At 70.3% G+C, this 24,497-nt stretch carries 22 protein-coding genes and 1 pseudogene; 9 read left to right on the top strand and 14 right to left on the bottom strand.

Features of this window, described 5'->3' with window-relative positions:
- The first annotated feature begins 132 nt into the window (after window positions 1-132).
- On the top strand, window positions 133-1,275 hold the full coding sequence (locus ACFVWY_RS09575; protein ID WP_389869079.1) for a glycoside hydrolase family 3 N-terminal domain-containing protein: 1,143 nt from the start codon (window positions 133-135) through the stop codon (window positions 1,273-1,275).
- A gap of 112 nt (window positions 1,276-1,387) precedes the next feature.
- Window positions 1,388-2,068, top strand: coding sequence for a DUF5701 family protein (locus ACFVWY_RS09580; protein WP_389869082.1), 681 nt, complete (start codon window positions 1,388-1,390; stop codon window positions 2,066-2,068).
- A gap of 78 nt (window positions 2,069-2,146) precedes the next feature.
- On the opposite strand, the gene ACFVWY_RS09585 is transcribed toward ACFVWY_RS09580, so the two are convergent.
- Complete coding sequence (locus ACFVWY_RS09585; protein WP_389869084.1) at window positions 2,147-2,944, bottom strand: GPP34 family phosphoprotein; 798 nt, start codon at window positions 2,942-2,944, stop codon at window positions 2,147-2,149.
- A gap of 339 nt (window positions 2,945-3,283) precedes the next feature.
- On the opposite strand from ACFVWY_RS09585, the gene ACFVWY_RS09590 reads away from it, so the two are divergent.
- Complete coding sequence (locus ACFVWY_RS09590; protein ID WP_389869695.1) at window positions 3,284-4,216, top strand: alpha/beta hydrolase; 933 nt, start codon at window positions 3,284-3,286, stop codon at window positions 4,214-4,216.
- A 230-nt stretch (window positions 4,217-4,446) separates the two neighbouring features.
- Here the strand turns inward: ACFVWY_RS09590 and ACFVWY_RS09595 are convergent, their stop codons facing one another.
- From ACFVWY_RS09595 to ACFVWY_RS09605, 3 genes are all read right to left on the bottom strand, one after another.
- A complete protein-coding gene (locus ACFVWY_RS09595) occupies window positions 4,447-5,265 on the bottom strand; it encodes an isocitrate lyase/phosphoenolpyruvate mutase family protein (RefSeq protein ID WP_389869086.1) in 819 nt (272 codons plus the stop codon).
- Window positions 5,266-5,870: 605 nt separating this feature from the next.
- A complete protein-coding gene (locus ACFVWY_RS09600; protein WP_389869088.1) occupies window positions 5,871-6,197 on the bottom strand; it encodes a plasmid stabilization protein in 327 nt (108 codons plus the stop codon).
- 279 nt (window positions 6,198-6,476) lie between these two features.
- Window positions 6,477-7,133, bottom strand: coding sequence for a M15 family metallopeptidase (locus ACFVWY_RS09605; RefSeq protein ID WP_389869091.1), 657 nt, complete (start codon window positions 7,131-7,133; stop codon window positions 6,477-6,479).
- Between the two features lie 180 nt (window positions 7,134-7,313).
- Here ACFVWY_RS09605 and ACFVWY_RS09610 point away from each other — a divergent pair, with 180 nt between their 5' ends.
- A complete protein-coding gene (locus ACFVWY_RS09610) occupies window positions 7,314-8,030 on the top strand; it encodes an aspartate/glutamate racemase family protein (RefSeq protein WP_389869093.1) in 717 nt (238 codons plus the stop codon).
- 239 nt (window positions 8,031-8,269) lie between these two features.
- Here the strand turns inward: ACFVWY_RS09610 and ACFVWY_RS09615 are convergent, their stop codons facing one another.
- Window positions 8,270-9,646, bottom strand: a complete 1,377-nt coding sequence (locus tag ACFVWY_RS09615) for a tetratricopeptide repeat protein (protein WP_389869096.1) — start codon at window positions 9,644-9,646, stop codon at window positions 8,270-8,272.
- A 217-nt stretch (window positions 9,647-9,863) separates the two neighbouring features.
- Here ACFVWY_RS09615 and ACFVWY_RS09620 point away from each other — a divergent pair, with 217 nt between their 5' ends.
- A complete protein-coding gene (locus ACFVWY_RS09620; RefSeq protein ID WP_389869098.1) occupies window positions 9,864-11,258 on the top strand; it encodes a M64 family metallopeptidase in 1,395 nt (464 codons plus the stop codon).
- Between the two features lie 6 nt (window positions 11,259-11,264).
- On the opposite strand, the gene ACFVWY_RS09625 is transcribed toward ACFVWY_RS09620, so the two are convergent.
- Together ACFVWY_RS09625 and ACFVWY_RS09630 are read right to left on the bottom strand one after the other, a co-directional pair.
- The gene (locus ACFVWY_RS09625) at window positions 11,265-12,062 is read right to left on the bottom strand and encodes a family 1 encapsulin nanocompartment shell protein (protein ID WP_389869101.1); all 798 of its coding nucleotides are present in this window, start codon (window positions 12,060-12,062) and stop codon (window positions 11,265-11,267) included.
- On the bottom strand, window positions 12,062-13,150 hold the full coding sequence (locus ACFVWY_RS09630; RefSeq protein WP_389869103.1) for a Dyp-type peroxidase: 1,089 nt from the start codon (window positions 13,148-13,150) through the stop codon (window positions 12,062-12,064). The genes ACFVWY_RS09625 and ACFVWY_RS09630 overlap by 1 nt, the downstream gene beginning before the upstream one ends.
- 671 nt (window positions 13,151-13,821) lie before the next feature.
- Between ACFVWY_RS09630 and ACFVWY_RS09635 the strand changes: the two genes are divergently transcribed.
- Window positions 13,822-14,346 carry an AAA family ATPase gene (locus ACFVWY_RS09635; RefSeq protein WP_389869698.1) on the top strand — a complete coding sequence of 175 codons (525 nt, stop codon included), beginning with the start codon at window positions 13,822-13,824 and terminating at the stop codon, window positions 14,344-14,346.
- Window positions 14,347-14,453: 107 nt separating this feature from the next.
- Here ACFVWY_RS09635 and ACFVWY_RS09640 read toward each other — a convergent pair whose 3' ends face one another.
- The 4 genes and pseudogenes from ACFVWY_RS09640 to ACFVWY_RS09655 all read right to left on the bottom strand — a co-directional run bounded on the left by ACFVWY_RS09640 (window position 14,454) and on the right by ACFVWY_RS09655 (window position 16,814).
- Window positions 14,454-14,852, bottom strand: coding sequence for a hypothetical protein (locus ACFVWY_RS09640; protein ID WP_389869729.1), 399 nt, complete (start codon window positions 14,850-14,852; stop codon window positions 14,454-14,456).
- 16 nt (window positions 14,853-14,868) lie between these two features.
- Window positions 14,869-15,321, bottom strand: coding sequence for a YbjN domain-containing protein (locus ACFVWY_RS09645; protein ID WP_389869701.1), 453 nt, complete (start codon window positions 15,319-15,321; stop codon window positions 14,869-14,871).
- A gap of 438 nt (window positions 15,322-15,759) precedes the next feature.
- Window positions 15,760-16,416 (bottom strand): annotated as a pseudogene (locus ACFVWY_RS09650) (caspase domain-containing protein); the annotation flags it as partial.
- 20 nt (window positions 16,417-16,436) lie between these two features.
- Window positions 16,437-16,814 (bottom strand): hypothetical protein, encoded by a 378-nt coding sequence (locus ACFVWY_RS09655; RefSeq protein WP_389869702.1) that lies wholly within the window; start codon window positions 16,812-16,814, stop codon window positions 16,437-16,439.
- A 771-nt stretch (window positions 16,815-17,585) separates the two neighbouring features.
- Between ACFVWY_RS09655 and ACFVWY_RS09660 the strand changes: the two genes are divergently transcribed.
- Window positions 17,586-17,786: a hypothetical protein gene (locus tag ACFVWY_RS09660; protein ID WP_389869106.1), complete on the top strand. Its 201-nt coding sequence runs from the start codon at window positions 17,586-17,588 to the stop codon at window positions 17,784-17,786.
- A gap of 47 nt (window positions 17,787-17,833) precedes the next feature.
- Here the strand turns inward: ACFVWY_RS09660 and ACFVWY_RS09665 are convergent, their stop codons facing one another.
- Window positions 17,834-18,199 (bottom strand): hypothetical protein, encoded by a 366-nt coding sequence (locus ACFVWY_RS09665; RefSeq protein ID WP_389869108.1) that lies wholly within the window; start codon window positions 18,197-18,199, stop codon window positions 17,834-17,836.
- Window positions 18,200-18,524: 325 nt separating this feature from the next.
- A complete protein-coding gene (locus ACFVWY_RS09670; protein WP_389869111.1) occupies window positions 18,525-18,887 on the bottom strand; it encodes a hypothetical protein in 363 nt (120 codons plus the stop codon).
- Between the two features lie 480 nt (window positions 18,888-19,367).
- Between ACFVWY_RS09670 and ACFVWY_RS09675 the strand changes: the two genes are divergently transcribed.
- On the top strand, window positions 19,368-20,624 hold the full coding sequence (locus ACFVWY_RS09675; RefSeq protein ID WP_389869114.1) for an MFS transporter: 1,257 nt from the start codon (window positions 19,368-19,370) through the stop codon (window positions 20,622-20,624).
- A gap of 278 nt (window positions 20,625-20,902) precedes the next feature.
- Here ACFVWY_RS09675 and ACFVWY_RS09680 read toward each other — a convergent pair whose 3' ends face one another.
- Window positions 20,903-22,132: an ATP-grasp domain-containing protein gene (locus tag ACFVWY_RS09680; RefSeq protein WP_389869117.1), complete on the bottom strand. Its 1,230-nt coding sequence runs from the start codon at window positions 22,130-22,132 to the stop codon at window positions 20,903-20,905.
- 630 nt (window positions 22,133-22,762) lie between these two features.
- Here ACFVWY_RS09680 and ACFVWY_RS09685 point away from each other — a divergent pair.
- Window positions 22,763-24,487, top strand: coding sequence for a hypothetical protein (locus ACFVWY_RS09685; RefSeq protein WP_389869119.1), 1,725 nt, complete (start codon window positions 22,763-22,765; stop codon window positions 24,485-24,487).
- Window positions 24,488-24,497 lie beyond the last annotated feature (10 nt).

The following is a 24,497-nucleotide window of genomic DNA, read 5'->3' on the forward strand; positions in this document are numbered from 1 at the left end:
GGTGTGACCGGCACCCCGGGCCGGAGCGGGCCGTGCGCCCCGCTCCGGCCCGGAGCCCCTGCCGACGGCCCGGCCAGCTCCCCGGCCCGCGGTCCGGTGAGGGCGCAACGACCGTTCGCGAAGGAGTACGCCATGAGTTCGACACCACCGCCCCTCAGCAGGCGCGGCGCTCTGCTCGCCGGATCGGCGGCCCTGGCCAGCGGGATGGGGCTCGCGGGCCGTGCGGACGCGGCCGTCCGCATGCCCGAGGGGGCGCGCCTGCGTGTGCCCGAGCTGACCCCGGACCAACGCGCCGGGCAGTGCGTCATCCACTCCTACCCCGGACTCACTCCTCCGGCCTCCCTGCTGGACGCCATCCGGGAGGGACGGACGGCCGGAGTGATCTTCTTCAAGGAGAACATCGCGAGCCTCAGCCAGATCGAGGGTGTCATCCGGACCATGAACGAGGCGCACGCCTCCGCCCCCGTCACCGTCCCGCTGCTCCTGATGACCGACCAGGAGGGCGGCCTGGTACGCCGTCTGCCCGGCGAGCCCGTCCTCTCCGCGAAGGACGTCGGCGCCGCCGCGGACCCGGAGGCGCAGGCACGGTTCACCGGGAGCGGTGCGGGCATGAACCTCGCGGGCGTCGGCATGAACGTCAACCTGGCGCCGGTACTCGACGTGTACCGCACGCCCGGCGACTTCACCGACCGGTTCGAACGGTCGTACAGCAACGACCAGGCGGCGGTCGGCGCCTGCGGCGCGGCCTTCATCACCGCGCAGCAGAACGCCGGGGTGGCCGCCACCGCCAAGCACTTCCCCGGCCTCGGCCCCGCCTCCACGAACGAGAACACCGACCTGGGCCCCGTCACCCTCACCACATCCGCGTCCACACTGCGCAGCGTCGACCAGGCGCCGTACCAGGCGGCGATCTCGGCCGGGGCCAAGCTGGTCATGCTGTCCTGGGCCGTCTACCGGGCGCTGGACGCCGACCGGCCCGCGGGCCTGTCCCCGACGGTCACCGGCGAACTGCGCGACCGGCTCGGATTCCCGGGCGTGACGATCACCGACGCCCTGGAGGCCGGGGCCCTCCGCGCCTACGGCGGCACCGCGGAACGTGCCGTACTGGCCGCCGCCGCGGGCATGGACCTGCTGCTGTGCTCAGCCCGCGACGTCGCCCAGGGGGACGACGCGGTGACCGCGCTGAGCGGCGCCCTGACGGCGGGGACGCTCGACGGCGCCGCCTTCGACGCGGCCGCCGCGCGTGTCAACGCCCTCCGCTCCGGCCTGTCCTGACCCGGTCCGCAACGATGGATACCGCGCGGCGGTCAGGGTGGCGACGGGGAACGTTCCGGCAGTCCGCCACGTTTCTCGGGAGCCCGTCCACGCCGCTGTCCCTGGGAGCATCGTGTCCGAAACCGTACCCGCCGTCCCGTCCGTTCTGCCCGCGCTCGCGCCTGCGGCCCTAGGCGCGCAGGCGGAGCGGCTGATCGAGTGGGGAGTGCACGAGACCGCCGGGCTGTCCGCCGCGGAGCTCCGCACCTTCGCCGAGTCCGCCGAGGCTTCCGCGCCCGGTGGCGGTGCCCTCCTCGCCGTTCACCCCGACCTCGCCCCTGCCTCCGCCCTCGCTCCGCTGCTCCGCCGCGACGGCAAACCGGGCTTCGTGGTCAGCGACATGACCGATGTCGACCTCTTCGCCCCGCTCGAAACGATCGCGCTGCCCGATGCGCCGCTCTACCTCCTCACCGGCCTCGACCGCGGCGACGAGATGGCCGACTGGAGCCCGGACGAGGCGCTGCCCGCCCTCGTCGCACGGGCCCGCACCCCGTTGACGCTCACCGAAGGCATCCACTGGGCGCTCCAGCAACCCGCCGTCCTGGAGCGCAACCACTGCTTCATGACCATCGGCTCCCGGCTGCGCAAGCCCAACGGCACCCTGGACGCCCGTACCCCGGCGGTCTGGATCAGCAACGGCACCGGGCGGGACGGACGCGAGCGCCGCGACGCCCCCAAGGTCGGCTGGTGCTGGGCGGGCAACCGGCACACATGGCTGGGCTTCGCCTCCGCGGCCGGGCGTCTCCTCCACTGAGTCTCCGGCACAGGCCTGCGGCGTCGCGGTCAGGTTCCGGACACCCCCTGGCGGAAGGGCTCCCGGCTGGCGCCGTCGTCAGTCGGCGTGCCCGCCACCGTGGTGGCCGGAGCCGCCCCCGCCACCCTCGGACCAGCTGCCCGGGTCCAGGCCGTGGCCGAGACCGTGGCCGCCGGTGGTGACGTCCGCGTAGAGGTCGCCGAGCTCGCCGAGGAGCCGGCGGGTGAGGACGTCGGCGCCGGAGATCAGCGCCTCGGCGAGTTCCCCGTCGGCCACGGGGCCCGCCCGGCCGGTCGCCGGGGCGAGACCGTGGACCGCGGCGAGCGCGGCCAGGCGACGGCGGCCGGTGATGCCGCGCAGCCCTGGGCAGGCGGCGGGGGCGAGGCGTGCGGCCTGGACGAGCACGGCGAGGGTGAGGTCACGGTCCGCGGGGGACCGCGCGGGGCCGGAGCGGATGACACGGTCGAGACGGGCCAGCAGCTCCTGGCGGCGCGGCAGGTCCACGGAGAGAAGGTCGTGGCGGGTACGGCCGCTGTAGTCGCGCCACCGACGGACACGGACCGCCTTCTGGTCCTGTAGCCGGGAGAGGTACTCGACGGTCAGGGAGCGCGGTGTCCGGCGCAGCCAGTCCGCGAGACCGGGCGCGGGAGCGGCGGCGCCAAGAGCGCGCAGGACATTGCTCAGACGGCGGTCCTCGACGGGCCGGGGGTCCAGCACCTCGATCCGCCGGGGCCCGACGGCGATCCGTCCGGCCAGGCCCAGATCCGCCAGCTCCGAGGCCCGCAGGGCGAACCGGAGCCGGTCCTCGTCCCGTATCCGCAGCCGCCGCCTGCCCGGGACCATCGCGAGCAGCAGCAGATCATCCCCCGTGGTCATACCGGTCAGGGTAGGCGCGGCCGTGCGCGGAGGGCAGTCCTCCGCGGACAGCCGCGCGGACTTCCCTCACCGGCCTGTCCGAACTGCCCCGGGCGGGCGGGGAGACGGACGCGCACATGCCTTGACTGGTGGCCGCCGCCGCGCGCACCGTAGCCGGGCCGTCCTTTCCGAGGGAGTCACGTGAACAGTGAAGTGCTCGATGCGCGTACGGACTTCGGCAGGCGTGTCGCCGTTCCGGCCGTTCCGGTGCGGGTCCGCCGACCCCGCTTCCTGCTCGTCCTCGCCGTGCTGCTGCTCGCCCTGGCATCGGCGCCGCCGACGCTCGCCACGGCCTCGACGGTGTCATCGTCATCCGCCCGGGAGGCGGGCGCGTCAGGGGGTTTGACCAGGGGTGCCGAGGTCGTCGCGGTCACCCAGGTCGCCGACCGGCAGCTCGACCTGTCGGTCCGTTCCGCGGCCCTCGGCGGCCAGACGGTGAAGGTACGGCTGCTCACGCCCGAGGGCTGGGTTCCGGGCGACCGGAGCCGGCGCTGGCCGACTCTCTGGCTGCTGCACGGCTGCTGCGGCGACTACACGTCGTGGACCGCCCGGACCGACGTCGCCCGGATCGACAGCCTGCGCGACGTCCTCGTGGTCATGCCGGAGGGCGGCTGGAACGGCTGGTACAGCGACTGGTGGAACTACGGCGAGGGCGGCGGCCCGGCCTGGGAGACCTTCCACACCAAGGAACTGCGTGTGCTCCTGGAGCACGGCTGGGGAGCTGGCGGGAACCGGGTCGTGGCGGGACTGTCGATGGGAGGTCAGGGCGCCCTGCTGTACGCCGCCCGGCACCCCGGGATGTTCAAGGCGGCCGCGGCGTACTCCGGTTCCGTGCATCCACTGCTCAACGACGAGTCGACGCAGCGCATCCTGGGGTTCTTCGCCGGTCAGGGAAACGATCCGCTGAGGGTCTGGGGCGACCCGGTGGCGCAACGTGACGTCTGGGCGGCCCACGACCCGTTCCACCTGGCCGAGCGCCTCACCCGGATGCCCCTCTACCTGTCGTGCGGTGACGGCACCAACGGCCCCCTGGACCCGGCGGGCAGCACGAGCGCGCTTGAGGCGGACTTCAACCGGCAGAACCGAGCCCTGGCGAGCGCGCTCAGGCGCGAGGGCGCCAGGCACGTCCTCACCAGCTTCTACGGACCGGGTACCCACAGCTGGCCGTACTGGCAGCGTGAGCTGCACTCCTCGCTGCCGATGCTGCTCCAGGCCCTGGGGACCGGCGGCTGAACACACGGCGTGGTCACTCCCTCTCGGGGCGGACGGGGCGTACGGCGCGGACGGGGCGGGCCGCGCGGGCCCGCGAGCGCGTGCCACGCCGCTGCCCTCCCCATGGCCGAGCCGCTGACCAGGGCATACACCGAAGCCCGGCGGGAGTGCCAGGGAGTGCCAGCGGGCGATGTCACCAACTGCCAGGTGCCCCGGACTCCCGCTGGACTGCGGAGGGAACTCCCCTCGGGTCAGTGGGGTTCTGGGAAGAGTGCGTTGAGTTCCGGGAAAGCGAGGCCGTCGGCGAGGGAGCCGTAGCCGCCCGTGCCGAGGAGTTCCCGTGCGGCGCGGCGGGCGGCGGCGTAGGCGGCCTGGGCCACGCCCGAGCCGAGACTGACGCGAGCCACGCCGAGGGAACCGAGTTGGGCAACCGTCGGGGTGCCGGGGCTGGCCATGATGTTCAGCGGTGCGGCGATGTCCTCGGCCAGCGCCGCGATGGTGGCCGTGTCGGTGACGCCGGGGACGAAGATGCCGTCCGCGCCCGCATCGATGTACATGCGTGCCCGGACCAGGGTTTCCTTCAAGCGGGTGTCCGGGGCGCCGAGCCCGGACAGGAAGGTGTCGATCCGGGCGTTGAGGAACAGGTCCGCACCCGCCCGGTCGGCGGTCCGCCGGGCTACGGCCAGCCGCCTCGCGAGTTCTGCCGGAGGCCGGGTGCCGTCCTCGATGTTGACACCGACGGCGCCAGCCGCGAGCATCCCGGCGACGGTCTCGGCGACACCGGCGGCATCCGCCCCGTACCCGCCCTCGATGTCGGCGGTGACCGGAACCGCGACGGCGGCGACGATCTGGCCGACCCGTTCCACCGCCTGGTCACGATCGAGGAAGTCGCCGTCCGGCAGCCCCAGCGACCAGGCGGCTCCGGCACTGGTCGTGGCGATCGCCGGGGCGCCCGCGGCCTCGATGACGCGGGCGCTCGCGACATCCCAGGCGTTGGCGAGAGCCAGGGGTGCAGGTGCGGTGTGCAGGGAGCGGAAGACGCGGGCATGGCCCGACTGCGTGATGGTCACAGGGAAAGCCACCATCGACTTTCGCTCATCTTCCGGCGAGAATCCGACACATACGTCACCTGCGGGACCGAGGCGCGTGCCCGTCGCCGGAGTCAATTCCGAGGGGCTCCCGGCACCGGCCACAGCGCGGGCTTCCAGCGGCGCGGAGTTGACGGCGGCGGCGCGCTTCTCCGCCGCGCACGCACGGGCCGTTGCTGTTGCCGCCAGGGGCCGGGGCCGGGGCCGGGGCCGGGGCCGGGACGGGGGCGATGGCGATGCGGGGCGGTCACGCGGGACGCGGCCCCGGTTCCGACGCCCATGGACCGCTGCGCCGCGCGGCTACTACCGGGCCCTGGCCCCCTGTCGCGATGGTGGCGGCGCCAGACACGAACTACGGCGTCGGACAGGGCGAACTCCAGGAACCGCGGAAGCACCTGAACGGCCGGGTCGCCGAAGTGGCCGCCGCCGCGGTGTCCATGGACGATGCGCGGACACGGGCGGGAGATGGGGAGACGGGGAGATGGAAAGGACAGGCAGCACGGGGGAGGACGGTCCGGCCGGGACTCACGCTCGCCGACGTGGATCCCGGCTGACCGTCTTCGGCCGCACGTCGTAGGCGCCCGGCCTCAGTGCTCCAGGGCCCGGCGCAGTTCCTGTTTGTTCATGGACGAGCGGCCCTCGATGTTCTTCTGCTTGGCCTCCTCGTACAACTGGTCCTTGGTGGGCCCTCGCGAGCCGCGGTGGGAACGTTGGCCGCCTCGCTCGTACGAGGACTTGGGGTCATGAGTGGATGTTCTGCTCGACGACTTTGCCTCGCCCGAGCGGGCGCGTTCCTTGTTGACGACCCGCGAGGCGAGCTTCTTCGCGCGCTTCTCCGAGGCGCCGCGCTCCTCGGCGCTTTCCTTGATGTGCTCGTACTGGCGCTGACGCTTCTTGTCCGATCCAGCCGGCATGCGTGTCTCCGGTGTGCCGGTGCGGCCAGCGGACCGCACGGGAGGGTAAGGGGGTCGCCTTCAGTCGACGGGTAGATTCCGCTTCCTGCCACACGAGGGCGCGGCGAACCGGACAAGGACGCACTGTGCCGTTGCGCTCCCTCTGGGGCACCCGTGGCGTTTCCGGCTTCCGTCGACCACCACCGCAGGGCTCCGCCGGGGAGGTGACCGCGTCACCGTTCCCGCGGGGGCGGGGGTTCCTCGTCCCGGACCTGTCCGGGGGCTTCGCGCAGTCCGCGGTCAGTCGACTTCCACGGGCCCGAAGCGGGCGACTGCCGCTCCGGTCAGCAGGGCCCAGTAGCGGTCTCCGTACGACCAGTGCCACCACTCGGTGGGGTAGTTGACCAGGCCGGCGGCGGCAAGTGCCGCACCGAGGATGTCCCGGTTGGAGCGGGCCCGGTCGCTGATGTTGCCAGCCCGGGTGTAACAGGCGCCCGCGCTCTCCTCGGGAGTCGCGTCGATGGGGGTGCCCATGTCGAGTTCACGGCCGTCGGCGTCTCCGAGCGTCAGGTCGACGGCCGCGCCGGCACTGTGGGGGGCGATCTCAGGCGGGGACACGTAGCGGCTGGCCGCCGAGCGGACCTGCTCGGCGGACCATTCCGGGTGATCGGCCCGCAGCCGCGCCGCGTACGCGTCGAAGTACTGGCGTTGAAGGGAGGGCGGGCGATACCCCTCCACGAACAGCAGCCGTATCCCCTGAGGCAGCTGTTCCTGGGCCTTGAGGAGTCGATCACGCACTCCTTCCCGTAGGTGGGCGAAGGCGCCGCCGGAGTCCTGCCACTGCCGTTCGGAAATCAGAAGAGTGTGGTCCCGTCGCACATCGACGAGCCGTTCACCGCACTCCCGAACAGGCACGGCTGCCACCCTCGGGTCGGACATCAAGATGATCTCGGTCATGACGCGATCATCTCGTGGCCTGGTGACGTGGCAGCTCCCCAGCCGCCGGGTCTTCTGTCGGCGGACACCGGTCTCCTCCGGACAGGCGGGGCAGAACCGCGGTCCTGTCCGGCCCCGCAGCAACGGCCGGTGGCGCACGCACGTTCGTGTCGGACCCGTCCGGGGCAGTAGCGTGCGGCGGTGACTCTCGCGCTGCTGCACACCTCCCCGGTTCATGTGCCGGTCTTCGACGCCCTGCGGGACGCTGGCCACCCCGGGCTCGCCCTGCGCCATCTCGTACGGGAGGAACTGCTCGCCAGGGCCCGGGAGGCCGGGCCCGAAGCGGTGGCGGACGAGATCGGGGCGCTGCTGGCCGGTGCCGTCGCGGACGGTGCCCGTGCCGTGCTCTGCACCTGCTCGACGATCGGCGCCGTCGCCGAGGCGCGGGCGGCGGCGCTCGGCGTCCCCGTGCTGCGCGTCGACCGCCCGATGGCGGCTGCCGCCGTGACCCGGCGACGTGTGGTCGTGCTCGCGGCCGTGGGCAGCACGCTGGCGCCGACCCTGGCGCTGCTCGCCGAGGAGGCGGGAGACCGGTGTGTCGAGGTGCGTGCCGCGGTGGTGGACGGTGCCTGGACGCGCTTCGAGGCCGGTGACCGCGAGGGCTACCTGGATCTGGTGGCGGGCGCGGCGGACGCGGTGACGGACGCCGACGTCATCGTGCTCGCCCAGGCGTCGATGGCCGGGGCGGCCGGACGGACGGCCACCCGGGTACCGGTGCTCTCCAGCCCCCGGCCGGGGCTCGCCGCCGCGGCCGCCGCCGTGGCCCGGTCGGCTTCCCCGTGCTCCGGCGGCGCGCCCGGAACCCGCACGGGCGGACTCACCGGGCGAGCCCGGCCGCCTCGGGGGACGGTGGAGTGAAACGCCCCGCCCGGGACGTACGACGTGACCCCTCGGAGGCCCCGATGACCAACCCGTACCCCGATCCGGTGCCGCCCGCGCCCACCCCCGGGCCGATGCCCGGCCCGCCCGCGCCGCTGCCGGAGCCGCCGTCCCCGCCCCCGGGACCGGTTCCGCCCGGCCCCGCGCCGGACCCGATCCCCAAACCCCCGGAGCCGCGCCCCGAGCCGGCCCCGCAGCCGTAGGGCCGGTCGTCCGGATCAGGCCGTGAAGGGACGGACCGGGGCCGGGCCCAGGGTGGTGGTGCCGGGGGAGGAACGGTGGCCGAGCCCGGTCCGGTAGGCGTCCATGGCCGCCTCCGTCCGGCCCGTACGACGCAGCAGGTCGCCCAGGAGCCGGGAGAGGTCCGCGAGGTCCCCGGCGGCCCCGGCCCGCTCCAGCAGGGACAGCGCGGTGACGTAGTGCTCCTCGGCGGCCTCCGGATCGCCCTGCTCCTCCTGGATCAGGCCGAGCAGCCGGTGCGCCCCGCCCGCGTGCACCGCGCCCCGGTCCGGGTGCAGTTCGCCCAGGAGCCGGTGGAGCAGCTCCCGGGCCTCGCCGGTCCTGCCCCGGCGGCGCAGCACATCGGCCAGCTCCACCTCGACCTGCGCCGTGTAGAGCAGAGCCCGCTTGGACGCCAGCATGTCGCGGGCGGCGCGCAGTTCGCTCTCGGCGCCCGGCAGGTCCCCGTCCTGGGCGCGGACGTAGCCGCGCATCCAGTGACAGTGCGCGAGTTCGGTGCGGATCTGGAGCTGCTGGTAGATCTCCGCGGCGCGGGCCAGTGAGGCGTCCGCCTCGGCGGTGCGGCCCGCCGCGATGAGCGTGCGGGCGACGCTGCGGTGCAGTCCGGCGACCAGCTCCGGGTCGGACACCCGCGGGGCGAGGGCCAGGGCCAGTTCGCCCGCCTGGGCGGCACGGGCGTGGGCGCCCATGTCCATGTACGGGGCGATCGCGGCCGTGTACAGCAGCAGGAGCGCGCCGGGGTCCTGGAGCCCCGAGGTGTTCAGTTCGTCGATGGCGTTCTCCAGCAGGTAGCAGGAGTACCGCAGTTCGCCCGCCAGGAGGTGTGCGACGGCCCGGCCGCGGATCGCCGGGGCGCGGCGGGGGAGCGGGGCGTCAGCGAGGAGCCGTTCCGCGGCCTCGAAGTGCTCGCGGGCCGCGGGAAGATCGCCCGTCTCCAGCGCGCAGTGGCCAAGGCCCAGCAGGGCGGTGGCGCGTTCCTCGTCGAGCCCGTGCCCCGCTGCCTCGGTGAGCAGTCCGGCGTAGTCGGCGGCGGCGTCCTCGGCGGCCCCGGTGGCCAGGGTCCGCTGGGCCTCGACGAGCCGCAGCCGCAGGGTGGTCGCCAGGTGGGCCGGGCGCCCCGTCGCCAGTTCCTCGTACGTCACACCGAGCCGGTCCGCGAGGTGGCGCACGGCGGACTCCGAGGGACGTACCCGGCCTGCCTCCAGGGTGGAGACGTAGGCCGGGGTGTAGAGCGGCTCAGCGATCTGGCGTTGCGTCAGATGCCTGTCGCGGCGCAGTTGTTGCAGACGGCGCCCGAAATCCTTCGGGTCGTCCTCCGGTGCCGCGCCCCGTCCCGCCGTGCTCTTCGCGGCCATCGCGCCGCCCCCTCTTTTTGCCTCGTACCGGCTCGTACCGCCGCGAAACGCGGTCCACGCATCGTAAGGGCCCGCATGCGGACCCCGGGCACCGGGCACCGGACCTTGTTCGAAGGTTCGTTCGCCCCTAGGTTAAGTGCCGAATCAACTCGACTTAACTTAAGGGTTACACGTGGCCCGTCCCCTGGAAGTCACCCCGGAACCGAAGGAGTTGTCCATGCGGATACGCCCCCACGCGCGCCGAACGGCAGGAGTCACGGCGGGGCTCGCCCTCGCCGCGCTCCTGGCGGCGACCGCCGCCGCCCCGGCCACGGCCGCCCCCGCGGGCCCCGGTGACGGCCGCCGCGTAGCGGCCGAGTACTTCCCCGACCCCGGCGGTGCCGGGCGGATCGCCGAAGTCCCGGCCGCCGCTCCGGCACGCTCCGCCACCGCCGCTCCGCCGAGTGCCGCCGGGGCGGCCGCCGACGGCACGGTGGGCGAACAGGCGGTGACCGGCCCGACCGACGACCGCCTGGACGTCGTGATCGTCGGCGACGGCTACACGGCCGGCCAGCAGGACGACTTCCACGCCGACGCCGCCGCCAAGTGGGCCGACATCACGGCCCTGGAGCCCTACCGGAGCTACCAGGACCTGTTCAACGTGTGGACCGTCGACGCGGTCTCCGCCGAATCCGGGATCAGTGGTGATCCCGGCGCCGGCACCGTCCGGAACACCGCGCTCGGGAGCGGCTTCTGGTGCTCCGGCATCGAGCGGCTGATCTGCGCGGACATCGACAAGGTGGCGGCGTACGCGGCGAAGGCCCCGGCCGCCGATCTCGTGGTCGTCATCGCCAACTCCACCAAGTACGGCGGCGCGGGCTACTCCGGGCTCCAGGCCGAGGGCTACCCCTTCAACGGGGTCTCCACCCTCTCCTCCGACCACCCCGCCTCCGGCATGATCGCCGCCCACGAGATAGGCCACTCGGTGGGCCTGCTGGACGACGAGTACACCTACGACGAGTACGGGACCTGGACCGGCGGCGAGCCCGGCGGCATCAACTCCACCACGTACACCTCCGGCCAGCTCGCCGAGAAGCAGACGAAGTGGTATCGCTGGCTGGGCCAGCCCGACCCGGCGGGCGGCACCGTCGGCACGTACGAGGGCAGCGCCTACTATCCGTTCGGCCTGTACCGCCCCACCGAGTCCTCGCTCATGCGGGAGCTGAGCAACACCGAGTTCAACCTGCCGGGCCGCGAGGCGATGATCGCCGGGTTCTACCGCGCGGGCAAGGCCCTGACCAGCACTGTCGGTACCAGCACCGCACTCGCTCCGGGCCACCGCATCACCGTACGCACGACCGGCGCCGCGTCCCCCGCCCACCGGCCGGGCACCGGTACCGGCCTCGCCCGGACCGAACTGCGCTGGTACGTGGACGGGGTGGAGCGCACCGCCGCCCGCGGGCGCACCGCCGTCACTCCCGCCTCGCTCGGCGTCCGCCCGGACGGCCGAGGCCACCGGGTGACCGCACGGGCCGTCGACCGTACGGACGCCATCCGTGACCCCGCCGTCCGTGCCCTCGCCACGACCAGCCTGACCTGGGAGGTCAGGGCGTCCGGCCACCGGGGGCAGTGACCGGGCTCAGGCGACGATCGGGACCACGGCCTCGGGAGTCAGCATCCGGAAGGTGAACGCCTGATGGAAGTAGAGCCGGATGCTCGTCGCGTCGTGGTCCTGATAGCCGATGGAGAGGTCCTGCCCGAGGCGCAGCTCGAAGTCGCCGCCCCGGGTGGACAGCAGCACCCCGCCCGTGACGGCGGGCGCCCACAGGATCTGGTCGTCGAGGAGCCTGCCCAGATGGGTGGCCACCGGGTACCCGTGGTCGGAGGTCTCGGTGGCCTCGGTGAAGGCATCGGCTCCGAGCAGCAGCCGGTACGGGCCGTCGACACCGGCCAGTCGCAGCCGGGTCAGCGCCTGGCTGACGGTGGCCGGGTAGTCACGGGCGTCGGCGGGCAGCGTCAGCGGTGTGTGCGAGGAGCCGTTCCGCAGCCCGGTGATCCCGGCCGACGCGTATCCGTCGATGATCGCCATGTCCTCGGCGAACGCACAGGTGCGGGCCGCGTCCTTGACGGGCTGCCAGTCGCTGTCGTCCGAGCCGCGCTCGACGTCGTCCACCGCCGACCTGGTCACCGTGAACGGCACCCGCCACTCGATGACCGGCACCGAGGTGCGGGCCCGTGCGATGACGTCCGGGGTGGGCGGGTCGATGCCGCGGAGATGGCCGTCGCCGATGGCCGCCAGCCCGGGGCCGTCCGGGTCGGTGACGTCCACGACCCGGCGGCCGGCCACATGACGGCTGAAGGTGCGCCGGGCCTCCTCCTCGATCTGGTCCCAGGCGGCATCGGTGACGGGGGCGAGTTCGCGGTGCAGATTGTTCATCACTGGGCGCTTTCGTGCAGGCTGCCGATGTGCAGCGAACCGTCGGCGGGCCGGTCCGGGGCCGGTGCGGTGACCGGCGCGGACGCGGGCTCCGGCAGGGCGGCGGCCCCGGCCGGGGACGGCGGTGGGGGCGGGGCGTCGAGGAAGCCGGCGCTGGGGACGTGGAACAGCGTGCCGGTGACCGCGGTCGAGAAGTCGAGGATGCGATCGTGGGTGGCGGGCGGACTGCCGAGGAACATGTTGCGGAGCATCTGCTCGGTCACTCCGGGATCGGCCGCGTATCCGATGAAGTACGTGCCGAACTCGCCCTGTTCGAAGCTGCCGAACGGCATGTTGGCGCGCAGGATGTCGCGTTCCGTTCCGTCCGCGTCGGTGATCGTGTTCAGGGCGACGTGCGAGTCGGCGGGCTTGGCGGCGTCGTCGAATTCGATGTCGTCCAGCTTCGTGCGGCCGATGACCCGTTCCTGCTCCGTGGTGCTCAGCGCGTTCCAGGCGGTCAGGTCGTGCAGGTACTTCTGCACGATGACATAGCTGCCGCCCGCGAACGCCGGGTCCTCGGCACCGATCAGCGCCGCCGAACGGGCGTCGTCCCCCAGGGGGTTCTCCGTGCCGTCGACGAAGCCGAGCAGGTCCCGGTGGTCGAAGAAGCGGAACCCCTGCGTCTCGTCGACGACCCGCACCGCGTCCCCGAGCCTGCCGAGCAGCCGGTTCGCCCAGGCGAAGCAGACGTCCATCCGCTCGGCCCTGATGTGGAACAGCAGGTCGCCCGGTGTGGCGGGCGCGTGGTGCCGGGCGCCGCGCAGCTCCTCGAAGGGGTGGAGCAGCGCCGGACGAGGCCCGGTGAACAGCCGGTCCCACGCCTCGGAACCGAAACCGGTCACGCAGATCAGGCCGGCCTGCGGATAGCGGAAGTCGATGGAGCGGGCGAAGGCTGCCAGATCCGGCAGCGCCTCGCGCACGTCCGCCTCGCCGCCGGGCTCGATCGTGGCGACCAGGATCAGCGCGGCGCAGGTCAGCGGTGCGACGACGGGCTGGGCCGCGCCCGGCTCCGGACCGGCTGCCGCGGACTCCGGGGTGGCGTCGGACATGCGGGGGCTCCTGGGCGGCGAGGGCGGGTGACGGCGTGGACAAGGGGCTTGCTGCTACTTACGCACGGGCCCGCCGCCACCGCACTCCGGGTCGCCCGCCTGGGCGACGGACCTTGGTCAGCCCGCGGAGGCCGCGGAGCCTGCGGAGCGGCACGGCCACGGAGCGCGTGGGTCTCATGAGGGCTGGCTGTCCGGGGAGACGGTGGGGAACTGATACGCGCGTGCGGCGATCCTGTGCTGAGCGCCTTTGACCTGGACTTCTTCGACAGCGGCCAGCGCCGTCGCAGCTCGTTGGGCTCCGAGTGGATGCCTGGTTCGAGGACGTACCGGCTGTATGCGGGTTCCGGTAGAACAAAGGTGACCGCAGCTTCGCGGGCTGGTACTGCGCGGTGACCGCAGGCGACCACGTTGGCTACGAGTCGTGGCTGGAGCGGGACCGATTGATCGTGCCGGACTTCAGATGTGGTGGGGATCGCCTCACAGCCGTTCTGGCTCCACTGGCGCGAGGCGGAAGGGAAGCGGCGGCACGCGCCTGACTGATGCGTACGGCTGGCCGACGGACGCGCCTGCGTGGTTGACGTTTGAGCCGAGGACGATGTCGACGAGCGGACCGCGGAAGCGTTCGCCGCGAGGAAGTTGCCCTCCGCATCGTTTCCGTGAACGATCCGGATGTGACCGAGTTGTTTCTGACAGTCGGCCTGCCGGGGGCCGGAAAAACCACGAGGGCTCGGCAGCTGGCCGAGGAGCGCAGTGCACTGCGGCTAACACCTGACGAGTGGATGATTCCGCTGTTCGGCGATCCACAGCCGGATGGGAAGCGCGATGTCCTGGAGGGACGGCTGCTCTCGCTGGCTCTGGAGGCGCTGAGGATCGGAACCAACGTGATCCTGGATTTCGGATGCTGGTCTCGTGACGAGAGATCCGCAATCCGCTGGTTGGTGAAGTCTGCGGGTGCGTCCTGTCACCTCGTCTACGTTCCGGTGGACCACGAGACCCAACGCGCTCGGATCGCCCATCGCCAGTCAACCACTCCGGATCAGACCTTCCTCATGAGCGATGCGGACCTCTTGCACTGGAGAGCGCTGTTCGAGGAGCCCGACGCTTCAGAACTCGATGGTCATGAGATTGACGGTCCACCTCCTGGGTGGTCGGGTTGGCTGGAGTGGGCCACCGCTCGGTGGCCGTCATTCCCATGACTATCCGGTTCACCCCAGGTACAGCCCCACCGCGGCAGCTCGGATGCTTGGACTCAACCGAGACGAACACAAGGTGAACCGTCTCGCTGATCTCGGGGCACCGCAGGTCATCGACCGGGCCGCTGGCAGCGTAGACAGAGCCGCTTCGCGGCTTGCCGGCGTCGCCGAGTACACACGCTGGCCGGCCGGACCGCCGAGTACCACCGCAGCAGATCCGTGAGGCCCTGGGGTTCTGGCCGTCGACCGTCGCGGGTGAGAAGGTGCTGGCCGAGTGGCTGGCCGTGGAGGTCTGTCCGGTCGAACCGGTGGTGGAGGACCGACAGCGCGAGGCCCTGCTGGTGGACGAGCGCACCGATCGAGATCCGCCCGTAGTGCGCGATCGCGTCCCCGAGCGGGGGCGGGCGCCCGTCCCGGGAGAGCATCCGGCGGTCGGTGTACCCGGACTTGCCGCTCAGCCCCTGCAGGTCGCTCTCCAGGAATTCGCAGTCGTCCAGGTCCCGGATCACGGGTGATTCCCACGCTTCACGCGAGGTGCTCCACGATCCACTCGTCGAACTCGATGGCGGCGCGAATCCAGCTGACCACGCAGGAGGTGAACTGCTCGAGGCAGACGCCGGTGCTGACCAGCGTCTGTGCCTCGCCAATCAGTCTGGTGGTGTTGTTCGCTGTGTGAGTGTAGACCTTGGGCCATAGGGTCCGACGATTCCACTCGTCGATAGATTCTAGTAGCTGCTTTCTTTGGACCTTGAGGGGGCGATCGTAGAACGTTCGCACACTGAAGACCTGCTGGTCCTCTTCCCCACGGAACATGAAATAGACGCGGAACTGCTCCCACGGTGCCGTGAGGTCGCCCTCGTCGTCAACGACGTAGGTGAGCTCCATCTCGTCAAGGATCCTTTTCACAAGGTCCTGATCTGGAACAGGGTTCGCGGGCTCTTGGAGCTCCGGAAGAGGGGACGGTTCTGCGACCGCCATCTGGTGCGTGGGAGCATGCTCAGCCACCTGTGACGGGATCAGGCCGTCAGCGTGATCACCACTCGGATCGGGAAGGGTTGTTGGCCCCGAGTGAGGACCGGAGGACGTTTCGGTCGGTGATTCATCCGCTGGCTCCGCCGATACTTCGCCCAACGACTGCGGAATTCGCTGGACGAGGGACGACCAGCGTGCGGCAGCGGCGGCGGACACGAACTTACTGTCGTCCTCGGTGAGGTGGCGGATCTCCTCGATAGCAGCGTTGCGTACGACGTCATTGCCAATGCGGTGCAGGTGAGTGAGCCCGTCGAGTGCGACAACCCGGTCTGTCGCGATGGGGCTACATAAACCGTTGCGCAGATAAGTAGGCAGGGTCCAGTTGACGTTGCGGGCGATAACGATGCGTCCTTCGACGTTGTCCTGCTTCTTGGGCCGTTGCTGTGGTATCTCGTCGACAACTCGGTCATGGACGTAGCTGTAGAGCTCGTCGAGGGTGATGTCGCCGTCGAGGTCGAGGTCTGCGCTGCCGTCACGTAGACCTTCCACCAGGTAGCGGGTGAAGACCGACTGCGACGCCTGACCGTGCGCCCTGCTTCCTTCGAACGAGTACTGTGTCGCGTCCGAAGCGGTCAGAACGGTACGCCCGCGGCCCTGGAAGCGCTCAAGCGTGTGTACCGCAGTGTCAGCCTTGGAGATCTTCCCAGCGGGGAACGCCCCGCTGTAGCAGCAGTCGAGGATCAGCACCTTTTGCCGGGAGACACACCCCTCTATGGCCTGGTCGATCTGTTCGGCGGACAGAGCGGTGAACAGCGGACTGTCACGGCGCGTGTTGGCCATCGCCAGGTAAAGCCGACCGTCGTCGTCCTTGAGGCCATGGCCCGTGAAATAAAGGAGGGTGAGGTCGTCGCGGCGCCGATTTTGGTAGAAATCGCCGATAGCCTCGCCGACGAGATGATGTGGCTGGTTAACCAGGGTGGTGACATCGAACCCGGCAATGGCTGGGTCTCTCAGCACCGTAGCGAGGGCTTCCGCATCGTGTGCTGGCGCGGCTAACTGCCGGAGGCTGCTGTCCTGGTATTCGTACGTGGCGATGAGCATCGCCAGTCGGCGACCCACGGCTAAATGTCCGTGTGGTTTGTGTGGCGACGGATGAACGCATCAATCAGATCGCGCCGCTCGGAGTCGGACGCCCGCTCCAGTTCGATCGTGTCGCCGTCGATGGTCAACGAGATGCGATGCCGTGAGGAAGTCCGGCCAAGCCAGTCACGCAGGACTTCGATGAGGGCGGTGAACACCCCACCGGATGCGCTCAGCGCCACGACGATCGCCCCGAGCGTGACGGCATCGCTGCCCTTCGCACCATGAGGGGCCGCAGCGGCAGGCCCAGCACGAACCGAGTCGACATCCAGCTCAGCAATCTCGGACCGTAATCGCCGCATCAGCCGTTCAGCCGTCTCAGAGTCCAGCTCAGGGTCAGGCGCGAACACCAGCAACATACTCACTGCGTCACCCGCCCAGCTACTTCTTCCCGAAGCATCTTGCCGCATGCATCCCCCACTGGTATCCGAAAGGCATGCCCCACAGTGTGACGGCCCGCAGTGACCGACGGCAGCCCATCTGAACTGACCTAATACCATATCGTCGATCTCGCGATCGGTGACCACTCCGTGGCCGACCGGCCATGCTCCTAGGGCCTCTCGTTTGGATCATGCCGGGCTCGCGGGGGCCGGCACGCACATCTGCCGCGTCGTCGTCAGTCACCGACGCTCCGCGTCGGCTCCTTCCTCCGCCTTGCAGCTGCACGCACCAGCCCCCGCTCCCTGATCCAGCCTGATCCAAACGAAAGACCCTAGGACAGGGCGGTCGCGGCGGCGTCCTCAATGGTGGCGGCCCGGGTCTTGTCGCAGGTGCGGGGACCGAGCTGGCCGAGGGGAACGACCGGCCGCAGCGTCCGAACCGCAGCGGGTCAGGCGTTGCTGCTTCATCTGCTGTTCAGGCTTCGACGTACGCCACGATCGTGATCGTTGTCTCGGGTCTATGTGGCCTTGTCACGGGTCAGGGCTTCGCTGCTGTGTGAGGGACGTTAGCGACGGTCCCGCTCCAAATAGGGTGACAGTGTGTCTCAGAGTCCTGATCAGCTACTGCCGTCTCGTCATCAAGTTGCCAGCCTTCGTGACTTCCTCCATGGAAGGACGTACTCGGCTGCCTCAGTCACCATCCGGCTCGACGGTGCACCGCCTCATGCTGCGGGCTCACCTCTCGATGACGTGAGCAAGGTGTCGAATGCCCTCTATGAGGTTGTCGACGGTCTTGCCAGGCGGGTGCTGGACGCAGTGCCTTCCGGGCAGCCGAACGCTGAGGCGCGTGACGCATGGGGCGCGCTCTTGCTGATCGCCCAGAACTGGCGAGACTCACCTGATCTGCCGGCAGACCTGAAGACCGTGGATGATAAGGCCCTTCCACTCTGAAAGGCGGTGGTAGGGAGTGGATCGTCACCAGCCGAACTCTCGTCAGGTCACGGCTCCTGGTGTCCAGCTGCGCGGAGTCTGGCAGCTGCTTCAGCAGGCGTGTCGTAGTAGCCGGGTCGAGCCAGGAGGACCGAGCTGAAGTAGTGGCCCTGTCCTTCGTCAGGTTCGTCGTCCGCTTCGAAGGGGCGCCAGAAGCTGAGAAGAAGGTCTGGTGCGATGAAGGAGGCCGGGTCGTCCTCGGCCTTGGTGATCGTGGTGAGCCCGCGCAGCAGGGTGACTACCCCGGCAGCGGGCAGGCCGAAGACGTCGATGCCGCGGAACCGGACGACGTCCTGGCCGCTGGCAGGTCGGCCCAGCCCGATTGCTTCGAGCTCGCGCGTCGCTCCAGGTGAGCGTCGCGGGCGTTTTCCCACAGCAGGCCGGACTCTGCGGCCGGGTAGCCGTTTTCGCGATGTTCTCCAGGACCGAGGCGAGGGCGTCGACCTTCGCGCGCTGTTCGGCTGCGCACGCGAGAACGGACGCGGCGGCGTGCTCGCCGAGGGGGTGGCGGTCGGGGACGGGCGCGGGGCCCGCTGCTAGCTCATCCGGTGCTCCTGGGCGGGTTGCTGGTGTGTGTCCTCAGCCGTAGCGCCGGGACGGGGCGTTCTGCGAGGAGATGAGCGGAACTCCCGCTGGGCTGCGGAGCCCGGGCGGAGCTGTGGTCGCCCCGGTCCGGGCGGACGCTGCGGTGGTGTAGGTCTACGGGGCTGCCTCGTACTTCACGATGGTGTCCGCGCAGTCCTTGGCCAGGTTCTCCAGCGCTTCGCGTTCCTGGGTGTCCGCGGTGAGCTTCCAGCGGAGTTTCGTGGCGGTCCAGTCGGCGAGGTAGGTGCACGTCGACCCGTTGTGCCGGATCTTGCTCAGCGAGCACCACAGGATCCGCGGCGGACGCGGCACCCCGCTGAAGGCCGTCACGGCGCGGTCGACGTCAGAGGCGTCAGCGGCGTTGGCGGTATCGGCGATGTCGGCAATGTCGGCGGCGTCACGCGGAGCCCTGCCCGGTCGAATGATCCCGTCCGTCGCAGGCCGCCTCGCCTCGGCCGGTCCCGGCGACGCCCCCACGCCCTGTCCGGCGTCAAGACCTGCGCCCCCGCCCCACCCGCGATGCCCTGCGCGAGCACCGGATCCTGCCCGTCATCTCCCGTAAACGGTGCCCGGCCATCAAAAGCCCGGACATCACCCGTCGTACCGGCGAGCAGAATTCCACCCCGTTCCACTTCATCTGCTTCGACGCCCGATGGAAACGCCGCACCGCACTCCCCCGTGGGACGGCGGTCTCCCCAGGCCATACAGCTGATCGGACCAGCCGAATAACTTTTCTTGCCATGATCCGGCATGAAACGCCGCGGGATGTCGGGGCGGTCCGGTTGTCCTCGGCAGCCAAGTGCGGCAAGGAGTCATCTGCCACATTCCGTCAACGGCGTTACGTTTATTGCAGCGGAACGACATGTCCGAAGGCAGTAAATATGGAAAATGTCACCGAAAGGGGTTCCTTTTGTCGACTTATAGCTGAAGCGAGATTCATGCTTCTACCCTCCGCATATGGGAACGCTTCAGACGGTCCGCAGTTTTCCTGCGTCGGTACGGCTGTTGTTGATCAATCAGTTCGGCATTGATCTCGGCTTCTATCTGCTGATTCCGTTTCTCGCCTCACATCTCGGCCTGGGCCTGGGCATGTCGGCCACCGTCGTGGGCCTGGTGCTCGGGCTGCGCAGCATCAGCTCGCAGTGCTTGTTCGTGCTGGGCGGCAGCGCCACCGACCGCCTCGGGGCACACCGCGTCCTTCCGGCCGGGTGCCTGGTCGGCGCCGTGGGCTACTCGCTCTTCGCGCTCGTCGGCGGCATCCCCGTCGCACTGGCCGCATCGGCGCTCAGCGGTCTCGCCGCGGCCCTGATGTACCCGTCGGTGCGCGCCTACCTCGCCGTGGAGTGCCCCGGCCGCAGAGCGGAGGCATTCGCGCTGCACAACATGGCGTCCACGACCGGCAGCCTGACCGGGATGCTGCTGGGCAGCCTGCTGTTCCTCGCCGACTTCCGCCTGTGCGCGCTGTTCGCCGCCGGCCTCTCGCTGCTGCTGGCGACCACTCAGCTGCGTACGCTTCCTCCGCATCGCGTCAAGCCAGCGCGGGAGACGGTGCTACGGGACTGGCGCGAGGTGCTGAGGAACCGGGGCTTTCTGGCATTCGCCCTGGCCATGGTGGGCATGTCGACCATGGAGAACCAGATCCTCCTCCTGATCCCGCAGGCCGCCCGCGAGGCGTCGGGATGGAGCGGTGCGACGTGCGTCCTGCCCATTCTGGGAACCGCCGTCAACGTACTGTTCCAGGTCCGGGTCACGCGGTACGTGTGCGCGCGTGGGAGCATCGCCCGTTGGGTTTCCCCGGGGCTGGCTCTCATGGGGCTGAGTTTCCTGCCCCCGGTACTGGTGGCGGGGATGCGGGATCCGGTCGACGCCGGAGAGGCGGTGCTGCACATGGTGCCGCTGATCATCGGCACCTTCCTGCTCTACACCGGAGTGATGACGGCTCAGCCGTCGGTGATGGAACTGATTCCGCGCTTCGGCCCGGAGACGCTGACCGGGACCTACTTCGGCCTCTACTACGTCTTCTCCGGCATAGCCGCGGCTGTGGGCAACGCGATCGTCGGCTGGGCGATGGACACGGGGCAGCAGACCGGGCGCGTCTGGTTGCCCTGGATGTACTGCATGGGCGTGGGCTTCGCCTCGGCTTTGGCCACCGCGTGGCTGCACCGTATGCGGGTACTGCCGGGCGATCCGGCGAGGGCGGTCCCGGCGATGTGACCGCGCCCTCGGCACAGGCACAGGTATTCAGGTTCCGGCCAGTACGTGGAGGTCCTTGCGGAGCTGGTGAGTTCCGAAGCGGGCGGGAATCCTGATTTATTTCTATAGATGGATGGACGTAGATGGGTGGACGTAGATGGGTGGATGAGGGGATGGGCGGCACGGCAAAGAGGCGTGCTCCGATCGGATCTGCCGGCGTCGGCCCGTAAACCGGGGTGTGCCTCTCGAAGAATTGAGGTTCCACCAATCCGGTGCGCTGAAGGATGCCGGGCCGCACGTCACGCGGTCTCGAAGTCGAGCTGCGCCACCAGGCTCTCGGCCAGGGTGTCGACTTCCTCGGCGGTGGCGCCCCCGACCACGAACACTCCTGCCCGGGTGAACGAGTCCGCTGTCTGCGGAATGACATCGCCTTCGGAGACCATGAGGTCGGCGTTGAGCACGGCCGGGTGATGCGTGAGGGCGTCCCATCCGTGCACCGCCCGCAGCCTGCCCGCGGGCGGGAAAAGGAACTGGACCCGGGCCGCCCGTGTCACCGGCGGGACCGGACCCGGTGTGTTGCCCAGCAGATCGTCGAGGTGCATGCCGTAGAACTCCAGGCCGGGCCGGGTGTGCTCCACCAGCGCGTGGATGAAGTCGCCTCCGGTGCGAATGTGGAACTCACCCAGGACGATGCCGCGGTCGGTGACCCACAGCTCGACGTGGAACGCTCCGTGGGTGATCCCGGTCGCCGTCAGCGCACGGGCCACGGTGTCCTGGGCCGCTGACGCGGTCGCCTGGTCCAGCCCCGAGGGCATGCGCTGGCTGGTGGAGATGAAGCCGCTGGTCACCAGCTTGCGGGTCAGCCCGAGGACCAGGGGAGTTCCCCCGACGAAGACTCCTTCGGCGGAGTACTCGGCTCCGCTCACGTAGGTCTCGACAAGGAACGGGAACGTCTCCCGGGCCGCCCTGCCGGAGTCACGGACTGATCCCGGAGTGCCATCCGCCGGGGACGTCACCTCCTCCATGAACGTCGCCCGGGATGCCAGTGCCACGGCCGCCGGCAGGTCCTCAGGGTCATGGACCACGCAGACGCCGATGCTGGCCAGACCGTCGCGGGGCTTGACCACCCATGGACCGGGAGCCGTCTGCTGGACGAAGCGCCGGGCCTCCTCCAGCCCGTCGCACAGAGCCGACTCCGGCTGCACGAAGCCGGCTTCCCGCAGGAGCCGGCGGCACCGGTCCTTGTACCGGATACCGCGGACCGCGTCGGGATCATTGCCGGGCAGACCGAGTTCCTGCGCGATCTCCGCGGCGGGGAGCACGGAGAGCTCCGCGATGGTGACCACCGCGTCGAGCCCCTTCTGTCCGGCGGCCCAGGCGCGGCACGCCCTCGCATCCCGTACGTCGAGCTCCACCGTCTCGTCGAACACCGCCCGCTCCTGCGGCGTGTCCTGGGCCAGCCTCGCCGCGGTGTCGGCGCCCACCAGACGCAGGTCGCGGCGGCGCGCTTGTTCGCTCAGCCGTTTCATCTGGTCCCGCCCCCAAGAAGGCATCCCGGATGTCCCCAGAACAAGGATCGTTCCTTTCGTCACGGCGTCACCCTCTGTGTTTCTGTGTGCGGCTCGATGTCGGAATCAGAATCCAGCAAGCGGAGCGGGAAATCCAGCATCCCGAGGCCCAGCCAGCAGCGCCCGGTTTCGGTCTGAATCCTCATTACCGGACAGGAGGAGTGGCCCGTTCCTCACCCACGGGACCTGTCCGGCCGTGTTTCAGGTGAGAAATCAGGCGGGCCGATACCCGAATGGCGCCCATGGCCGCGGTGATACGACGTAGCGCCCACCTTACGAAGCCGACCATTCGGGACTCCGTCCCATCCGGCACACATGGCCGGAAGCGTATTTCCGCCACACAGCACTTCGTTGACCAGTTCCGGGGAGATGCATACGCTGCGTTCGGCAGATGATCGCTCTGCCCCTCAGGAAGATCGCCTCCCTCTTCTCGGCCAACGGCGGACATGTGTGGGCGCGTACGACGCCGCTGCCGAGGCTTAGCGAAGGGCATGCGCCATGCTCCTGGAATTGCGTCTACGTCCGGAATTCAGTGAACAGGACGATGCGGACACGGCCGCCGTGGAAAAGGATCTCTACCGTCGAATCGACATGCACTCCCGCGATGACGATGTGATCGTCGCCCTGGGCCTTGCCGCAGCCGGCCGCTGGCGGCCGGAGTGGGACGGCCCGGCCATCGACCGGATCAGGAACCAGCATGAGCCCCTGGACCTTGCGTCCGAGGGGATTCCCGCGGAGGACTTCTCCCGCTTCCAGCGGCTGTGGTACGTCTTCAAGGTCCCCTACGGCCACGGATCACTGGTCTGGTGGCACCTGTTCTGCCGAGCCCTCGGCCAGAGCGAGGGCGTCGACCGGGCACTGCGCCGGATGACCCGCTGGCTCGGGATGCTGGAGGCCGCAGCCGGTGCGGCCACGCCGTCCGGTCTGCTGGACGAGACGGGGCTGACCAACACGGCCGCCGTGGTCACCGAATCCGAGACGACGGACGTGGAGGGTCTGGCGACCGCCATCCGCAACGCGGCACTACTCGTCCCGGCGCCGCACGCCCGCGACGCCTTCTGGCACGGACGGCGTGTCTCCGTGGGCGCGGTGGAGGAGGCCGCCCGCCAGACCTGGGCGGACCTGCCGGACGGCGAGCGTGACGAGCTGCTCGCCATGCTGGAGCGGCGCGTCACACAAGTGGAGCGCGTGCGGCTCCTGGTGGACGAGCAGGTTCTGGACAACCGCGGGGTGGCCGCGGCTGTCGCGCGGTGCGCGAAACAACAGGTGGCCGAGTGGCCGCACACCCACCTGGCGCTCATGACCCTTCTGCGCTGCTGGCATGAAGCCGGTTTCGTCCTCCAGGAGATGAACCAGACCCTCGTGTCCCTGCCGGCCCTGGCCCTCTTCCTCGCTCGCAAGGACGCGGCATACGGGGAAGGGCTCGCGGAGGAGAGCCCGGCCGGACTCCTGGACGGCGACACGGTGCGGTACGCACGGAACCTGAGCGCGTTGCGGCAGCGCGCGGAGAAGACGTACGAGCGGTGCCTGCACTTCGACGGCAGCAACTGGGAGCGCCGCGAGTTCCTCCTGCCGCGCTCGGTCTACCGGCGAAGGCAGCTTCTGCCCGAGAGCCTCCGCGCCCACCTGTACGAGCGGATCGGGGCCGAGCCGCCCTCGGCCGAGGGAACGGGCGAGGACTGGGACGCCTTCGTGGAACGCGCCCTGGAAGCGGGGAGCGGCCCGACCCGAGTCATCCAGGAGTGTGCGCACTGGGCGGCCAACGCCGCGGACCTGCCCGTCGACATCGCTGTCTTCACCGCCCCGCGCGGCACGAAGCTGCGGGAGCCGTGGACGATGGAGTTCACGGACCTGTTCTGCTACACGGCATTCCGGGAGGGATTCGAGCCGGCCGATGCCGGCGTCACGGCCGGTCGCGTGGGCATGTACAACATCATCGCCCAGCGGATGCGCTACAACGCGGTCAAGAAGGCGCAGAACTACGCGCCCGTGATGCGCTTCGCCCCCCAGGGGTTCAACCTGCCCGACATAGCCATCGCCGAGGACGCCAACCATGGCGGGCATGCCGCGTCCGGCATCCGGCTGGCCTGCCGTCTCCCGCTCACCGTTCACCACCGCGGCACGGACTGGAACGGTCTGGCCGATGTGCGCCTCAACCGGTGCGTCTACAGCCTGGAGAACCGCTTCCGGCCCCGGGACATGGTTCTCGGACACCGCTACACGCAGTGGGTCAAGGGCATCGCGGACGCCACGTACCGCAGGGACATGACCTTCGACGCCAAATGGACCGGCAAGGTCGTGGACCTGACGCTGTGACCCGGAGGAC

The sequence above is a fragment of the Streptomyces sp. NPDC058195 genome (assembly GCF_042883525.1).
Taxonomy (GTDB): Bacteria; Actinomycetota; Actinomycetes; order Streptomycetales; family Streptomycetaceae; genus Streptomyces.

Coding starts and splice junctions, on each gene's coding strand:
- ACFVWY_RS09685 (WP_389869119.1), top strand. CDS start 22,763: ATGCACTCCCGCGATGACGATGTGATCGTCGCCCTGGGCCTTGCCGCA.
- ACFVWY_RS09675 (WP_389869114.1), top strand. CDS start 19,368: ATGGGAACGCTTCAGACGGTCCGCAGTTTTCCTGCGTCGGTACGGCTG.
- ACFVWY_RS09680 (WP_389869117.1), bottom strand. CDS start 22,132: ATGAAACGGCTGAGCGAACAAGCGCGCCGCCGCGACCTGCGTCTGGTG.
- ACFVWY_RS09575 (WP_389869079.1), top strand. CDS start 133: ATGAGTTCGACACCACCGCCCCTCAGCAGGCGCGGCGCTCTGCTCGCC.
- ACFVWY_RS09645 (WP_389869701.1), bottom strand. CDS start 15,321: ATGGCGGTCGCAGAACCGTCCCCTCTTCCGGAGCTCCAAGAGCCCGCG.
- ACFVWY_RS09600 (WP_389869088.1), bottom strand. CDS start 6,197: ATGCCGGCTGGATCGGACAAGAAGCGTCAGCGCCAGTACGAGCACATC.
- ACFVWY_RS09655 (WP_389869702.1), bottom strand. CDS start 16,814: ATGTTGCTGGTGTTCGCGCCTGACCCTGAGCTGGACTCTGAGACGGCT.
- ACFVWY_RS09605 (WP_389869091.1), bottom strand. CDS start 7,133: ATGACCGAGATCATCTTGATGTCCGACCCGAGGGTGGCAGCCGTGCCT.
- ACFVWY_RS09620 (WP_389869098.1), top strand. CDS start 9,864: ATGCGGATACGCCCCCACGCGCGCCGAACGGCAGGAGTCACGGCGGGG.
- ACFVWY_RS09615 (WP_389869096.1), bottom strand. CDS start 9,646: ATGGCCGCGAAGAGCACGGCGGGACGGGGCGCGGCACCGGAGGACGAC.
- ACFVWY_RS09630 (WP_389869103.1), bottom strand. CDS start 13,150: ATGTCCGACGCCACCCCGGAGTCCGCGGCAGCCGGTCCGGAGCCGGGC.
- ACFVWY_RS09625 (WP_389869101.1), bottom strand. CDS start 12,062: ATGAACAATCTGCACCGCGAACTCGCCCCCGTCACCGATGCCGCCTGG.
- ACFVWY_RS09585 (WP_389869084.1), bottom strand. CDS start 2,944: ATGACCACGGGGGATGATCTGCTGCTGCTCGCGATGGTCCCGGGCAGG.